Consider the following 15,318-nt stretch of genomic DNA (forward strand, 5'->3'; position numbering starts at 1 on the left):
TTAAGCGTTTTTATTTAACATTTCTCTATTGATTGGAGATGTGCTGTTAGCCTTACGTGCTTCTTTAAAGGTAACAAATGTTTTCAGCTCTTCATCCCAAAGTCTGAATTTTATTGAAGCTATACTTGTTTTAAGTGTGATCGTTGGGACGTTTTTGAGCGGCTCGCTCTCTTCATGTGCATGTTCTAATTTATAATTCGGTACTCTTGGGCTTAGATGATGGACATGATGATAGCCGATATTACCTGTTAACCATTGAAGCAATTTAGGCAGTTTGTAAAATGAGCTTCCTTCCACAGCTGCCTGCACATAATTCCAGTGTTCATCGGCTTCAAAGTAAGAATCTTCAAATGTATGCTGCACATAAAACAACCATACACCGATTGAGCCAGAAATCAGAAATATTGGACCTTGGACAAGTAGCAAACCTTGCCAGCCAAAGAGAAACCATGTGGCAACTGCCAACAAAACAATCGTTACGTTTGTTAAATAGGTGTTCCAGCGTTCCTTTGTACGAGCGCTTTTGACGTTAAAACGGTTTTGAATTAAAAAGGCAAAAATCGGTCCTAAAATAAACATAACAAATGGATTGCGGTACAATCTGTAGCGGATTTTCGTCCATACAGATGCTTCTTCATATTCTTTCACAGTGAGGAGCCAAATATCGCCTGTTCCTCGTTTATCTAAGTTACTGCTTGTAGCATGGTGAATCGAGTGGCTTCTTTGCCACTGGAGATAAGGGAAAAGAGTGAGTACACCAGTCAGAAATCCAAAAAGGTGGTTAAGCTGTTTCTGCTTAAAAAAGGATTGATGGCAGCAGTCGTGGAAAATGATAAACACACGTACTAAAAATCCAGCTGCAAAGATAGAAAAGATGAGGGTCAAAAGATAGGAGATGTTGAGGCTATAGTATGCAAGAAACCAAAGTGCAAAAAATGGTACAAATGTATTGATCAGTTGCATGATGCTTTTTTTTGTATCGGCTCCAGAAAACTGACCCACTTGTTTTCTTAAAGTTGCTTGTTGTTTTGTATTCGATTGAGTCGTCATGAAAGTTCAAGTCCTTTCTGTTTCGTTTCTAATTCAAAGTATAGGAGGAAAGGGAAGCGGTTCATAGTAGCACCCATCATGCACCCAATATGACATTTGTCATATTGGACCCTGAAAAGGCTGATAAATCAGGCTTTTTAAGCCAATATCATGAAAATAAAAAAAGTGGAGACCAGTGGCCTTCACTTTTAAGAACGAGCTTCATGTACTTTGAGTTGTTTTCCTTTAATGGTTGTTTGCCGCATTTCTCTCAGCACAAGATGTCCTTTACCATTTAAGATGTCCACATACGTTTTCGTTTCCTCAATTGTAATGATGCCAATGTCATCAACTTTAACGCCTTCAATTTTGGCAATGGTGCCAACGAAATCGATGGCTCGAAGTTTCTTTTTCTTTCCTCCGTTAAAATAAAGTTTCATTATATCTTGTTCAATCATAGCCTGTTTATTTTTTTTATGAAGAGGCGTTTCAATTTTCTCCTTAAAGATGGTTACATGCTGCTCAGCCTCTTCTTTTGTTGGATAGGGCTGAGTCATAAAGTCAATGTCTGCATCTTTTTCTAATTCGTGAATGAGCGGCTGTGCTGTTTTTGTCATAAAAGCAATCGTTTTCCCGTTTTTACCCGCTCTGCCAGTTCTTCCGGTTCTATGGATATACCGTTCTTTTTCATACGGGAGATCATAGTGAATCACGTGTGTCATATCGCTCACATCAATTCCTCTAGCCGCAATATCCGTTGCGACAAGGTAACGGAATTCGCCGTTTTTGAATTTTTCCATGACGGCAAAGCGGTCTTCTTGTCTCATACCTCCATGAATTTTGTCACATGGGATATTCCAATCATCCAGCTTCGTTGTGAGTTCATTCACTCGTTCTTGTGTATTGCAGAAAATAATACAGCTATCTGGATTTTCAATCACGATGCTTCGTTGAAGAAGCGAAAACTTTTCGTCTTCGTCTGTTTCAATGAGGGTATGTGTGATCTGCTGTACAGATGTTTTCTCAGGCACGATATCAATCACTTTTGGCGACTGTAAAAATTGCTCGCTCAGTTCCTTCATCTTATCAGACATCGTCGCTGAAAATAACATCGACATGCGCTTTGGCGGAAGGTGCTGAATGATGGCGGACACTTGATCAATAAACCCCATATTCAGCATTTCATCTGCTTCATCCAAAACGAAAAATTTGAGTTTTTCTAATGAAAGGGTGCCTTTTTCGAGATGATCCAAGATTCGCCCAGGGGTTCCGCAAACCATATGATTTTTTTGCGCAAGCTCTAATTTTTGTGCTTTAAAAGAGGACTTTCCATAAACTGCGGCTACTTTAATTCGTTTAAATCGTCCGAGGCTTGTGAGATCTTGCTTGACTTGCATGGCCAGTTCACGTGTTGGAACAAGGATGAGGGCTTGAGGTTTATTTTCATACCAATCCGCCATTTCACAGATTGGTAGACCATATGCAACTGTCTTTCCGCTTCCTGTCTGGGATTTGACGATGAGGTCTTGCTTTGAGAAAGCTACCGATAACGTTTCATGCTGAACCGGTGTAGGGGCATGGAAGTTAAGCGCTTCTAACGCTTGTTTCAATTCATGACTTAATTTATATTGATTAAAATGTTGGAATGGCATTGTGTTCTCCTTTTCGTAAGCAAGGCTTACGTTCATACTGGTGATATCATATCACATCTTTTCAAAGACACCACATGGTGAAAAGAAAGAAAAGCTCCGTATAGGAGCTTTTCCTTTAAAGAAATCTGCGTTTTACTTTTTCCCAGTATGAGTTGTCCTTTAATTTGACGGTTTTCATCACTTTGCCTGAAAGACCAATGTCTATTTGTTTCACGTGTTTTGTGCCCAGTGCCTCATTATCAAGTCCAATAATCGGATGGTCGTTTCCATCTTGAACGACTTTCAGCGTTAGCTTGCGGTCACTGCTTAAAATGAATGGTGAGCCAAGTGTGCGATACGAGTTATTATTTAATGAAGCAAGCTCTGTCACTTGCATACAAGGGAGCATCGGATCTACAACGGCGCCGCTCACGGATTTATTATAGGCAGTTGAGCCGGTCGGTGTTGAGATAATCATGCCGTCCCCTCTAAACGTCTCAAAGTGAAAATCATCAATAAATACATCAATGACAAAAGTTTTGATGATGCTAGAGCGGATTGACAGCTCATTTAAACAATGGAACTGGTTTGTGCTGTCAACGCTTACATCAATGATTGGATATTTTCGCACTTCAATCTGTTCGGTGTTCATGGCATCCATCATCTTATCAAAATGCTCTAATGAAAAATCGCAGTATAGGTGCGAATTCTCTGTTTTTGATACCCCGACGTACAAGCAGTCATCACGGAAATTCGTTTTACGAACTGCTTGAAGAAATGTGCCGTCTCCACCAATTGAAGCAATTATATGGGCATCCTCTGCACGCTTGACGACATGAAAGCCTTGTTCTGTAGCGAGTTTCTCCAGAGAAGAAATGTGTTCATCCAATTCATGATCTTTTTTGTAAAAGAAAAATACATTGCGACGATTGTCTGTCATTGACGTTCTCCCCTTTGTTGTCAAAATAGATTTCCTATGAAAAGGATTCACATGAGAAAATCCTTTTTCACATTTTACACTTTTTTCATATGAAAGTAAAAAGAATCGAAAGTGGCTGACAGAAAATAGAGAAAGAGGAGGTCGACTTATTAGAAATGAGTCAATATACGTGAATAACAATGACAGGATAGTAAGTATAATTTAGTATTTGTCTCTTTCTTTGAAGGAAAGTTTAGGTGTTTCGTTACGGTGAGTCTCTGTGCTAATGGATGTGTGGAGAAGGATAAAAAATCCATTTTCTTATATGTGGATTCTTATCTCAGACGATATAAAGTTGATCGTCATTTATGATAGGTGCTATCATATGTTGAAATGAAATGTAAAAAACAACAATTCTTGTGAAACATTTCATGTGAAGACTTGTATGTATGAAGTGAGTCAAAAAAAGGAGGAAAAAGAAATGAATGCGAAAAGATGGGTAGCCTTAGTCATTGCACTTGGTGTATTCGGATTTTCTGTTGTGATTAGTATCACGATGGCCTTGTTCGAAAACTTCAATGACAACAAAATGAGCTATCAATTTGGAGATGAAATCGAAGAAAAGGTATTAGAGGATGGCAGTGGCTCAAGTAAAATTGCAGTTCTTGAGATTAATGGAACAATTCAAGATAATGGCGGTGCTTCCAGCTTGTTAGGCGGAGAAACTTATGATCACCGTACGTTCTTAAAAGAACTAGACAAAGCAAAAGATGATGATACTGTCAAAGGTGTGTTGTTGCGTGTGAACTCGCCTGGAGGCGGTGTTTATGAAAGTGCCGAAATACATAAAAAATTAGAAGAAGTGAAAAAAGCGAAAAAGCCGGTCTACGTATCAATGGGGTCAATGGCAGCTTCGGGCGGATATTATGTATCTACACCAGCAAATAAAATTTTCGCTTCACCTGAAACATTAACAGGCTCTCTTGGCGTCATTATGCAGAGTCTTAATTATTCAAAACTAGCGGATAATTTAGGCATTAAATATGAAACCATCAAGAGCGGAAAGTATAAAGACATTATGTCTCCAAATCGCGATATGACGAAAGATGAGCGCAATATCATGCAAAGCATGGTTGACAATTCATATGAAGGGTTTGTGAAAGTCATCGCTGATGGTCGTGGTATGTCCAAGCAAGACGTCAAAAAAATTGCCGATGGCCGTGTATATGATGGAACACAGGCAAAGGCTAATGGATTAGTTGATGAGCTTGGGTACTATGAAGATGCACTGAAAGCAATGAAGAAAAATGAAAAAGGCTTAAAAGATGCTGAAGTAATTAGCTATTCTCAAAGCTTTGGTTGGAACTCTCTTTTCTCTATGGGTGCAAGCAAGCTCTTTAAAAGTGAAATTGATTTTCTGAACTTGAAAGAAACACTGGCTGGCTCAAACGGGTCTAAACCAATGTATCTCTATTCAAAATAAAGGAGGGAACATAGATGGATTCCACATTCGATGAAGTAAGCGGAAGTCGTGGACCAGTGGAAGAGGCGAACTCGGACTTATTCAAACACTCTTCTATTGAGGCACAGGCATATGCGGGTTTTTGGATCAGGTTCTGGGCATTTATCCTTGATTGGCTCGTTATCTGGAGTGTCAATCATTTGACGGTTTCTCCACTCTTTAGTTTGTTTGGCTGGTCTAAAGGAGGAGGTTGGTTTTCACCGTACTCGGTCATAACCACAATCGTCTTCCTGCTTTATTTCGCTATCATGACGAAAATCTTTCATCAAACACTCGGCAAAATGGTGTTTGGCATCAAAGTCGTCTCACTTCAGCCGGAGAAGCAGCTCACGTGGGATGTGATTTTCTTTAGGGAAATCGTTGGACGCTATATTAACACGATCGCTGTTCTGTATGCTGTCGTTGCTTTTTCATCCAAAAAACAAGGTGTTCATGATTATTTTGCTGACACTGTTGTTGTCCATGAACATCTTTATGAAAAAAAAGAATCAAACGTGTAATCTGAAGAGCTTGACCGATTGCGGTCAAGCTCTTTTTTGATGTCTGGGTATAAAATCCAGATTTATAGCCATAATCGTAGAGAAAGCATCATTTGTTATGAAGGAAGTGATACAGTGCTTTATGTATTATGGATCGCAGCTATTTGTCTTCTGGTGATCTTATTGATCCTCATGAAAGTAACCATTTCGCTTGAATATTCACATGCAAATGACAATGATCATTTTGCGCTTAAGATCATCACTTTATATGGAATAGTCAGGTTGAAAAAAGAGATTCCGATGGTAAGAGTGAATATGGAAGATCAAACGATTGATATTCGTGAAAAGAATATGGCCAAGTCCGAAACGCCTAGTCAAAAAGATGAATCCGAACACAAAAAAGTTGGAAAACGTGATATGAAGCAAGTCCTTCATCAAATGGAGCGCATCACAAAAGAGATTGTGGATTTAAATCAAATCATGCGTCAATTCTTTATACATATGAAAATTGTGTCACTTCACTGGACTACATGGATCGGCTTTCATGATGCCGCTTTAACAGGCGTGGCAGCCGGCGGCGTGTGGTCTGTCAAAGGAGCACTGCTTGCTTTTCTTCAAGAGCATCTCACGTTCAAACATAAACCGGTGTATGAAGTGATCCCAGCCTTTCAGCACAATGTGTCAAAGACGCACTTTACATGTATAGCTTATTTTCGTATTGGACATGCTATGGTTGCAGCCATTCGATTACTTGCCCATTGGTTAAAAGGAAGAAAGGCGAGAAAAAATGCCTCTCTTCAAGCAACGAAGAATGAATCATCTGTTTAAGGAGGAACCCGAAAATGGCAGATCACCCAATCCAGGGTCTCATGAAGACTGCGATGGAAAACTTAAAAGAAATGATAGATGTGAATACGATCATTGGTGATCCAGTCGAAACACCTGATGGCAGTGTGATTCTCACAGTGTCAAAGGTCGGCTTTGGATTTGCAGCTGGCGGAAGTGAATTTAATGGAAACCAAAAGAAAGAAAAACGTTCTGATGAACAAGAACGAAAAGAACCGAGACTACCATTTGGCGGCGGAAGCGGTGGAGGGGTATCCATTACGCCCATTGCCTTCTTAATTGTGGGAACAAACGGAGTTCGAATGCTTCATTTGGATGAACACACACATCTGCTTGACAAGATATTGGATTCTGCTCCTCAAGCAATTGAACGTCTTCAACATATGTTTAAGCGAGATGAACGGGAGCATCGTCACAAAGAACGAAAACTAGATGATATAGACCTCTAAAGTTAACTGCTGTGCAGTTAACTTTTTTTTCAGAATGGACGATTATGCTTTGCAGTTTTTTGCTTTCTCTACTATGATAGAACCATACATTCAATAAGGGAGGAATTGTTTTGGCATCGATCACATTTAAAGGGAGTCCTGTGACGCTTGTAGGAAATGAAGTGAAAGTTGGCGAAAAGGCCCCTGATTTCACAGTATTAACGAATTCACTCGGAGAAGTATCGCTTTCTGATTTAGCTGGAAAAGTGACGATCATCTCAGTGATTCCTTCTATTGATACAGGTGTGTGTGACGCACAAACAAGACGGTTCAATGAAGAGGCAGCCGATTTAGGTCCGGTCAATATTTACACGATAAGTGCAGATCTTCCCTTTGCACAAGCTCGTTGGTGCGGAGCAAACGGCATTGAAAATGTGGAAACATTATCTGACCACAGAGACATGTCTTTTGGGGAAGCGTTTGGTGTATATATGAAAGAATTACGTTTATTGGCGCGTGCCGTTTTCGTATTAGACCCTAACGGTAAAGTGGTCTACACAGAATATGTGAGCGAAGCAACGAATCATCCAAATTATGAAAAAGCAATTGAAGCTGCGAAATCACTGTTATAATGGCAGCATTGAAAAGAGCTCCGGCTTCATACTGGGGCTCTTTTCAATGAAAGAATATAGCTTTTAACAAAGCGAGGAGAGAGAAGCATTGCAGAAAGATCAAGTAAGTACTATTTTTGAGCTGCTCGATACAGCGTCTATTCGATTGAAAAAGGAACATCACATCTCTTACATTGAAGCATTGGCAGAAGCTGGGGAGGCCTTTTTTCAGGCAAATGATCAGAACGGTTTACTAAAGGATTTAATAGAGAAAGCAGACTTTGCTTCTTATGACCATGAGCAAATTCGTAAAGCGTTTCAGCTCGCCGTACTAAAAGGACAAAAAGATATTTCACATCCAAATCGTCAAATGACGCCAGATACGATTGGTTTGTTTGTTAGCTATTTGGTCAATAAATTCTTAGAAGGACAAAAAGAGCTTGTTGTTTTTGATCCTGCAGCAGGGACAGGGAACTTACTGCTTGCGGTTTTAAACAATGTCACGGCAGAAACAAAAAGAGGTTTTGCCTCTGAAATTGATGACGTGCTCATTAAAATTGCTTGGGCGCAGGCCAATTTGGAAGAGAAAGAAGTAGAACTTTTCCACCAAGACAGCCTTGAGCCGCTTCTCATGTCACCAGCAGATGTCACAGTGTGCAGTCTTCCAGTCGGCTATTACCCGAATGATGAGCGAGCAGCGGACTATGAACTAAAGGCGAAAGAAGGGCATTCCTTTGCTCATTATTTATTCATTGAACAAAGCCTTCGCTATACGAAAGATGGCGGCTTCTTGTTCTTCATCATTCCGAACGATTTGTTTGAAGGAAAAGAAAGTGCGCAATTAAAGAATTTTATCAAAGAAACAGCATATATGAACGCTTTAATTCAACTGCCAGTATCCATGTTTAAAGACAAAAAGCATGCCAAAAGCTTATTTGTGATGCAAAAGAAAAAAGAGGGCCTGGCAGCACCTAAACGGATGTTGTTTGCAAACTTACCATCTTTCTCTCAGAAGGAAGCCATGATAGCTGTCATGAGAAAATTAGACCAGTGGTTTATAGAAGAAAAAGAAACGAACGAATAGCCAGAGTATGATTCTGGCTATTTTACTTTTCAGAAAATAACGACTTATTGATGTAAGCGGTAACAGTTAGAAGGTGTACTTGAAAAGCAAAGTTTTCAGTGTTTAAATGAAAAAGTCAGATATTTTTCGGACTTATCGTTAAACTATAAAAGACCCGTTTCAGCAGGTTGAATATAGCACCGGAAAAAACGTGAAACCTCATATAACCATTGAGTAAAAGGAGCGACAAGAATGTCCAAAATTATTGCAATCAACGCAGGAAGCTCATCTCTTAAATTCCAATTGTTCGACATGCCAGAAGAAACCGTTTTAACAAAAGGGCTTGTTGAAAGAATTGGAATGGATAACAGCATCTTTACGATTTCTGTAGATGGAGAAAAGAAAACAGAAATCACTGATATTCCAGATCATGCAGTAGCGGTTAAAATGTTGCTTGAAAAATTAACGGAATATCACATCATCAAAGACTTTAATGAAATTCAAGGCGTAGGACACCGTGTCGTTCATGGTGGCGAGAAGTTCAGCGACTCTGTTCTATTAACGGATGAAGTGATCAATGACATCGAGAAGCTTTCAGAGCTTGCACCGCTTCATAACCCTGCAAACGTTGTAGGAATCAAAGCGTTCAAACAAATTTTGCCTGATGTACCAGCGGTTGCTGTGTTTGATACAGCCTTCCACCAAACAATGCCAGAGCAATCTTACCTATACAGCCTTCCGTACGATTACTACAAAAAATACGGTATTCGTAAATACGGTTTCCACGGGACAAGCCATAAGTTTGTCACAGAGCGTGCAGCAGAGCTATTAGGACGTCCGCTTGAAGAGCTTCGTTTGATTTCTTGTCACCTTGGCAATGGTGCAAGTATCGCAGCAGTAGAAGGCGGAAAATCTATTGATACTTCTATGGGATTCACACCACTTGCTGGGGTTGCAATGGGTACACGTTCAGGTAACATTGACCCTGCTCTTATTCCATTTATCATGGAGAAAACAGGACATACAGCCGAAGAAGTCCTGACTACTTTAAACAAGAAGAGCGGTCTTTTAGGAGTGTCAGGTATTTCAAGTGACCTTCGTGATATTGAAGAAGCAACAAAAGAAGGAAACGACCGTGCAGAAGTCGCACTTGATATCTTTGCAAGCCGTATTCATAAATACATCGGCTCTTATGCAGCAAGAATGAATGGCGTTGATGCGATTATCTTCACAGCTGGAATCGGTGAAAATAGTTCAGAAGTAAGAGCACGTGTTCTTCGTGGTCTAGAATTCATGGGCGTATACTGGGACCCTTCTCTTAATAACATAAGAGGCGAAGAAGCATTCATCAGCTACCCGCACTCTCCAGTTAAAGTCATTGTTATCCCAACAAACGAAGAAGTCATGATTGCAAGAGATGTTATGCGCTTAGCTTAACGTTTTGAGCTCTTTTCCTGATGGAAAAGAGCTTTTTTATGCTCAAATAGAAGTATGTTATCATGTTGTCCAATAGGGAATGAAAGGGAGCGGTGTAAAGATGAGTGTTGCTGAACATAAACGAGAGGCAAGAACCACGCTTCGTTGTAAAGTAATTACAGTAAGTGATACTCGGACAAAAGAAACGGATAAAAGCGGCCGTCTCATGATTGATTTGCTCAAAGAACAAGGCCATTTGATTCTTGCCTACGATATTGTCAAAGATGACATTCTGGCCATTCAGGATGCAGTGTTAGAAGGAACGAGTGAGGCGTCTATTGATGCTGTAATATTAAATGGGGGAACAGGCATTGCCACAAGAGATGTAACGATCGAATCAATTACTCCTCTTTTCTCAAAAGAACTGCCGGGCTTTGGTGAAATTTTTCGCATGCTAAGCTATACAGAAGACATCGGTTCAGCCGCTATTTTATCTAGAGCAACAGCAGGTGTCGTCAATCAAAAAGCCGTCTTTGCCACACCGGGTTCCACCGGAGCTGTCCGCTTAGCCATGACAAAACTCATCATTCCAGAGCTTCCACATGTTTTGCGAGAACTTCAAAAGGATCAACAATAGCCCCAAAAAACTCTGCCAAGAAAAATCGGCAGAGTTTTTTTCATAAAGGGGTTGAAAAAACAATTTTTCCTTGATACAGTGTATACATACTAAATGCATGTTTATAAATTAAAACTTATTTTTATGCAAAAATTGAATCACAGCATCATAACAAGTGAGAGGAGCTTTTCAATTATGTCACAAAATCAAAAAGTCGTATTAGCATATTCTGGAGGTCTTGATACCTCTGTTGCAATTAAATGGTTACAAGAACAAGGGTACGAGGTTGTCGCTTGCTGCCTTGACGTAGGTGAAGGAAAAGACTTAGCCTTCATTCAGCAAAAGGCCTTACAAGTCGGAGCAGTTCAATCTTATATGATTGACGCAAAAGAAGAATTTGCCGAAGAATTTGCACTTACTGCATTAAAAGCACACACGATGTACGAAGGGAAATACCCGCTCGTCTCTGCACTGTCTCGCCCGCTCATTGCCAAAAAACTAGTGGAAGTGGCAGAGAAAGAAAATGCAGTAGCTGTTGCACACGGATGTACAGGAAAAGGGAATGACCAAGTTCGTTTTGAAGTATCCATTAAAGCGTTAAATCCAGACTTAGAAGTCCTTGCACCAGTACGTGAATGGAAATGGTCTCGTGATGAAGAAATTGATTATGCACAAAAACACGGTATTCCAATTCCGATTAATTTAGACAGCCCATATTCAATTGACCAAAACCTTTGGGGCAGAAGTAACGAATGCGGTATTTTAGAAGACCCTTGGGCTGCCCCGCCAGAAGGTGCGTATGATCTGACAAATCCGCTTGAAAAAACACCAGATACACCAGATGTAATTGAAATCACATTTGAACAAGGAAAACCAACAGCCATTGATGGTGTGAAATATTCTTTATCTGACTTGATTCTGCACCTTAACGAAGTCGCTGGTCAGCATGGTATTGGCAGAATTGATCACGTTGAAAACCGCCTTGTTGGCATCAAATCTCGTGAAGTGTATGAGTGCCCAGGTGCGATTACATTACTGACAGCACACAAAGAGCTTGAGGATTTAACGCTTGTCAAAGAAGTAGCACATTTCAAACCAATCGTTGAACAAAAAATGGCTGAATTAATATACAATGGTCTATGGTTCTCTCCATTAAAAATTGCACTTGATGCATTCTTGCAAGAAACACAAAAGAACGTTACTGGTGTTGTGCGTGTGAAATTATTTAAAGGTCATGCCATTGTAGAAGGACGTAAATCAGCTTTCTCACTTTATGATGAAAAGCTGGCAACTTATACAAAAGAAGATGAATTCGATCATGATGCTGCTGTAGGATTTATTAATCTTTGGGGATTACCAACAAAAGTAAACAGCATTGTGAACAAAAAGGAGCAGGTTAAGGCATGAAAAAGCTTTGGGGAGGCCGATTTCAAAAAACACCAGAAAAATGGGTTGATGAGTTTGGCGCATCCATTCATTTCGACCAACAATTAGTTAAAGAAGACTTGACCGGCTCCCTTGCCCATGCAAGTATGCTGAACAAATGCGGCATTCTCACTGATGAGGAAGCATCTGTGATCAAAAATGGTCTGAATACGCTCATGAAAAAGGCAGAGGCGAATGAATTAGATTTTTCAGTTGAGTATGAGGATATTCACTTAAACCTTGAAAAAATGCTCATTGATGAGATTGGTCCACTTGGTGGCAAATTGCACACAGCGAGAAGCCGAAATGATCAAGTGGCGACAGATATGCATTTATACTTGAATAACCAAGTAGAGCATATCATTGAGCTTATTTCATCTTTCCAAAAGGTGCTTGTGGAAAAAGCAGAACAGCACGTTGAAACAATTTTCCCAGGATATACGCACCTGCAACGTGCACAGCCTATCTCATTCGCACATCATATGCTCGCCTATTTCTGGATGCTAGAGCGTGACAAAGCGCGTTTTCAAGATTCTTTAAAGCGAATCAACGTGTCTCCACTTGGATGCGGTGCGTTAGCAGGAACGACATTCCCGATTGATCGTGAATATACAAAAGAGTTACTTGGCTTTGACCATATTTACGAGAACAGCCTTGATGGCGTGAGTGACCGTGATTTTATCTTAGAATTCCTGTCTAACAGTAGCCTTGTCATGATGCACCTCTCACGTTTTTGCGAGGAAATCATTTTATGGTGCTCACAAGAATTCAAGTTCATTGAATTAGATGACACGTACGCAACAGGAAGCAGCATGATGCCGCAGAAAAAAAACCCAGATATGGCTGAATTAATTCGCGGGAAAACAGGTCGTGTGTATGGCAACCTAATAGGGCTTCTAACAATCATGAAAGGTCTTCCGCTTACGTATAACAAAGACTTGCAAGAAGATAAAGAAGGCATGTTTGATACAGTCAAAACGATCGCCGGTAGCCTGCAAATCTTCACAGGCATGATTCAAACGATGACAGTGAATGAAGATGTTATGAAAAAAGCAACGAAAGAAGATTTTTCAAATGCGACCGAAGTGGCAGACTACCTTGCGAAAAAAGGCATGCCATTCCGTGAAGCACACGAAATCGTTGGCAAGCTTGTGTATACGTGCATTCAAAAAGGCATCTACTTAAGTGATCTTTCTTTCGAGGAATTCACAAAAGCAAGTAACCTTTTTGAACAAGACATTTATACTGTTCTTGATCCGTATGTCGCTGTCGAAAAAAGAACAAGTGCAGGTGGGACTGGATTCAAACAAATTCAGCTAGCACTAGAGAAGGCAAAAGCCTGTCTATAAAACGCTCAAAAACCATTCGTGTTGCTATGCGAATGGTTTTTTGCTGTGATTTAAAAAGGAGATCCATCATCATTGGAGAAAATGAAAGCATATGGTGTGAACTGCAAATGGGGAACCTTTTCTTACTCATCATGTCGGTCAAAACGTTAGACGCAGGACTATGAAGAATTTGCCCACTGCCTGATTAGCTCTTGGTAGAGAACGCTACCGCATTGTTCCTTTGCTCCTTGATATTCATGGCTCATGGAAATGCAAAAGGAGATGAATCATCCTGTGCTGTTCAACTGTATACTTAATAAAGGGTTCAGAAGTGCGCAGGGTGATGGTTTATAGTAAAGTAAAAGTAGTATCAGAATGAATCACATGAACTTGCAACCTTTGCTTTAGGAGGAGATTGTGTGCGACACGCATTAATTACAGCGGGTTCTAAAGGGCTTGGACGTAAAGTAACGGAGTCCTTACTGAATATGGGGTATTCTGTGACAGTCAATTATCGAAGTGATGATGAGGCTGTACGGCGCATGAAAGAAGAATTGCAACAATACGAAGAAAAGCTTCAATTTGTTCAAGGTGATGTCACAAACAAAGAAGACTTAAAAGAGATGGTGCAATTGGCATTTGAACGATTTGGGCGGATTGATGCCCTCATCAATAATGCCGGTCCTTATATTTTTGAACGAAAGAAGCTGGCTGATTATACAGAAGATGAGTGGTATCAAATGATTGAAGGAAATCTGTCAGCTGTATTTCACTTGTTCCGTATGGTTATCCCGATGATGAGAAAACAAGGTTTTGGTCGTATTATCACGTATGGCTTCCAAGGTGCAGATCATGCACCAGGCTGGATGAACCGTTCGGCTTTTGGTGCTGCCAAAGTAGGACTAGCTTCACTGACGAAAACCATTGCCATTGAAGAGGCCGAAAACGGTATTACCGCCAATATGGTTTGTCCGGGTAAAATTGTTGGTGATATGAAAGAATCAACAATAGAGGAAGCACGTCTGATCAAAGACGACGAAACACCAGTTGGCCGTTCTGGGACTGGAGAGGATATTGGTCGCATCATCTCGTTCTTATGTGATGACCGATCAGATCTCATTACGGGAACAGTCATTGAAGCAACAGGCGGACTTAATGTCATTCATAAACATTAAGTTTTTCAGCCATTGATACAGGGAATAGATAATGTTATATAAAAAAGAAAGGTGGATACACATGAAAGCTACATATCATGGACATTCAGTCGTACACATTGAAACAAATGGATATCATATTTGGATTGATCCATTTTTAAATGGAAATAAGCATACGGATATCAAACCGCATGATGTGAAAGCAGATGTGATTTTGCTGACACATGGGCATGGGGATCACCTTGGTGATACGATTGAAATATCAAAAAACAATGACGCCCTTGTCGTAGCGCCGAATGAACTAGCAGTCTATTTAAGCTGGCAAGGCGTGAAAACGCACCCGCTTCATATTGGCGGTGGGTGTCAATTTGAATTCGGTAAAGTAAAGCTTACGCAAGCGTTCCACGGCTCGGCAGTCATTGATGAAGAATCCAAAACCATTACGTATACAGGCATGCCATCAGGTGTTTTATTTACCGCAGAAGGCAAAACGATTTATCATGCAGGAGATACGGCGCTATTTTCAGATATGAAGCTGATTGGTGAGCTAAATCATATTGATCTTGCGTTTCTCCCAATCGGTGATAACTTTACCATGGGACCAGAGGATGCAAGAATAGCGGCAGAATGGCTTCGTGCAAAACAGGTCGTTCCGATACATTACAATACATTTCCGCCGATTGAGCAAGACCCGCATGCGTTTGCAGACAGCTTGCACGGCGGAGTAGGTCGTGTGTTAAATAGCGGAGAATCCATAGAAATTTCATAAACATGCAGATAAGCCGGCGCAAAATGCCGGCTTTTTCATGCCTCATCGCTTGCGCAAAAGACAAATTGCTATTAAAAGCCTC

Annotated in this window: 16 protein-coding genes; 13 read left to right on the plus strand and 3 right to left on the minus strand. The window is 40.4% G+C overall.

What is annotated here, in order from left to right:
* The 3 genes from ABVJ71_RS16295 to ABVJ71_RS16305 all read right to left on the minus strand — a co-directional run bounded on the left by ABVJ71_RS16295 (window position 1) and on the right by ABVJ71_RS16305 (window position 3,600).
* On the minus strand, window positions 1-1,050 hold the full coding sequence (locus ABVJ71_RS16295; RefSeq protein ID WP_353854941.1) for a fatty acid desaturase: 1,050 nt from the start codon (window positions 1,048-1,050) through the stop codon (window positions 1-3).
* A gap of 188 nt (window positions 1,051-1,238) precedes the next feature.
* Window positions 1,239-2,681: a DEAD/DEAH box helicase gene (locus ABVJ71_RS16300; protein ID WP_353854942.1), complete on the minus strand. Its 1,443-nt coding sequence runs from the start codon at window positions 2,679-2,681 to the stop codon at window positions 1,239-1,241.
* 115 nt (window positions 2,682-2,796) lie between these two features.
* A complete protein-coding gene (locus ABVJ71_RS16305; RefSeq protein ID WP_353854943.1) occupies window positions 2,797-3,600 on the minus strand; it encodes an NAD kinase in 804 nt (267 codons plus the stop codon).
* A 460-nt stretch (window positions 3,601-4,060) separates the two neighbouring features.
* Here ABVJ71_RS16305 and sppA point away from each other — a divergent pair, with 460 nt between their 5' ends.
* The 13 genes from sppA to ABVJ71_RS16370 all read left to right on the plus strand — a co-directional run bounded on the left by sppA (window position 4,061) and on the right by ABVJ71_RS16370 (window position 15,236).
* Complete coding sequence (sppA, locus tag ABVJ71_RS16310; RefSeq protein ID WP_353854944.1) at window positions 4,061-5,062, plus strand: signal peptide peptidase SppA; 1,002 nt, start codon at window positions 4,061-4,063, stop codon at window positions 5,060-5,062.
* A gap of 14 nt (window positions 5,063-5,076) precedes the next feature.
* Window positions 5,077-5,601, plus strand: a complete 525-nt coding sequence (locus ABVJ71_RS16315) for an RDD family protein (RefSeq protein ID WP_353854945.1) — start codon at window positions 5,077-5,079, stop codon at window positions 5,599-5,601.
* Window positions 5,602-5,640: 39 nt separating this feature from the next.
* The gene (locus ABVJ71_RS16320; RefSeq protein WP_353854946.1) at window positions 5,641-6,408 is read left to right on the plus strand and encodes a DUF2953 domain-containing protein; all 768 of its coding nucleotides are present in this window, start codon (window positions 5,641-5,643) and stop codon (window positions 6,406-6,408) included.
* 14 nt (window positions 6,409-6,422) lie between these two features.
* Window positions 6,423-6,875, plus strand: a complete 453-nt coding sequence (gene ytfJ / locus ABVJ71_RS16325) for a GerW family sporulation protein (protein WP_353854947.1) — start codon at window positions 6,423-6,425, stop codon at window positions 6,873-6,875.
* Window positions 6,876-6,985: 110 nt separating this feature from the next.
* Entirely contained in the window at window positions 6,986-7,486 is a 501-nt protein-coding gene (gene tpx, locus ABVJ71_RS16330; RefSeq protein WP_353854948.1) for a thiol peroxidase, read from the plus strand.
* Window positions 7,487-7,574: 88 nt separating this feature from the next.
* Entirely contained in the window at window positions 7,575-8,549 is a 975-nt protein-coding gene (locus tag ABVJ71_RS16335) for a class I SAM-dependent methyltransferase (RefSeq protein ID WP_353854949.1), read from the plus strand.
* Between the two features lie 231 nt (window positions 8,550-8,780).
* Window positions 8,781-9,965, plus strand: coding sequence for an acetate kinase (locus ABVJ71_RS16340; protein WP_353854950.1), 1,185 nt, complete (start codon window positions 8,781-8,783; stop codon window positions 9,963-9,965).
* A 100-nt stretch (window positions 9,966-10,065) separates the two neighbouring features.
* The gene (locus tag ABVJ71_RS16345; protein WP_353854951.1) at window positions 10,066-10,581 is read left to right on the plus strand and encodes a molybdenum cofactor biosynthesis protein B; all 516 of its coding nucleotides are present in this window, start codon (window positions 10,066-10,068) and stop codon (window positions 10,579-10,581) included.
* 174 nt (window positions 10,582-10,755) lie between these two features.
* Window positions 10,756-11,967, plus strand: a complete 1,212-nt coding sequence (locus ABVJ71_RS16350; RefSeq protein WP_353854952.1) for an argininosuccinate synthase — start codon at window positions 10,756-10,758, stop codon at window positions 11,965-11,967.
* The gene (argH, locus tag ABVJ71_RS16355) at window positions 11,964-13,334 is read left to right on the plus strand and encodes an argininosuccinate lyase (protein ID WP_353854953.1); all 1,371 of its coding nucleotides are present in this window, start codon (window positions 11,964-11,966) and stop codon (window positions 13,332-13,334) included. The genes ABVJ71_RS16350 and argH overlap by 4 nt, the downstream gene beginning before the upstream one ends.
* 26 nt (window positions 13,335-13,360) lie before the next feature.
* A complete protein-coding gene (locus ABVJ71_RS16360) occupies window positions 13,361-13,498 on the plus strand; it encodes a hypothetical protein (protein ID WP_353854954.1) in 138 nt (45 codons plus the stop codon).
* A gap of 234 nt (window positions 13,499-13,732) precedes the next feature.
* Window positions 13,733-14,488 (plus strand): SDR family oxidoreductase, encoded by a 756-nt coding sequence (locus tag ABVJ71_RS16365; protein WP_353854955.1) that lies wholly within the window; start codon window positions 13,733-13,735, stop codon window positions 14,486-14,488.
* A gap of 61 nt (window positions 14,489-14,549) precedes the next feature.
* Window positions 14,550-15,236, plus strand: a complete 687-nt coding sequence (locus ABVJ71_RS16370; protein ID WP_353854956.1) for a metal-dependent hydrolase — start codon at window positions 14,550-14,552, stop codon at window positions 15,234-15,236.
* The last annotated feature ends 82 nt before the right edge of the window (window positions 15,237-15,318 follow it).

This window comes from Bacillus sp. Bos-x628, from assembly GCF_040500475.1.
Lineage (GTDB): Bacteria > Bacillota > Bacilli > Bacillales > Bacillaceae > Bacillus > Bacillus maqinnsis.

Coding starts and splice junctions, on each gene's coding strand:
- ABVJ71_RS16295 (WP_353854941.1), bottom strand. CDS start 1,050: ATGACGACTCAATCGAATACAAAACAACAAGCAACTTTAAGAAAACAA.
- ABVJ71_RS16300 (WP_353854942.1), bottom strand. CDS start 2,681: ATGCCATTCCAACATTTTAATCAATATAAATTAAGTCATGAATTGAAA.
- ABVJ71_RS16305 (WP_353854943.1), bottom strand. CDS start 3,600: ATGACAGACAATCGTCGCAATGTATTTTTCTTTTACAAAAAAGATCAT.
- sppA (WP_353854944.1), top strand. CDS start 4,061: ATGAATGCGAAAAGATGGGTAGCCTTAGTCATTGCACTTGGTGTATTC.
- ABVJ71_RS16315 (WP_353854945.1), top strand. CDS start 5,077: ATGGATTCCACATTCGATGAAGTAAGCGGAAGTCGTGGACCAGTGGAA.
- ABVJ71_RS16320 (WP_353854946.1), top strand. CDS start 5,641: ATGTCTGGGTATAAAATCCAGATTTATAGCCATAATCGTAGAGAAAGC.
- ytfJ (WP_353854947.1), top strand. CDS start 6,423: ATGGCAGATCACCCAATCCAGGGTCTCATGAAGACTGCGATGGAAAAC.
- ABVJ71_RS16340 (WP_353854950.1), top strand. CDS start 8,781: ATGTCCAAAATTATTGCAATCAACGCAGGAAGCTCATCTCTTAAATTC.
- ABVJ71_RS16345 (WP_353854951.1), top strand. CDS start 10,066: ATGAGTGTTGCTGAACATAAACGAGAGGCAAGAACCACGCTTCGTTGT.
- ABVJ71_RS16350 (WP_353854952.1), top strand. CDS start 10,756: ATGTCACAAAATCAAAAAGTCGTATTAGCATATTCTGGAGGTCTTGAT.
- argH (WP_353854953.1), top strand. CDS start 11,964: ATGAAAAAGCTTTGGGGAGGCCGATTTCAAAAAACACCAGAAAAATGG.
- ABVJ71_RS16360 (WP_353854954.1), top strand. CDS start 13,361: ATGCGAATGGTTTTTTGCTGTGATTTAAAAAGGAGATCCATCATCATT.
- ABVJ71_RS16370 (WP_353854956.1), top strand. CDS start 14,550: ATGAAAGCTACATATCATGGACATTCAGTCGTACACATTGAAACAAAT.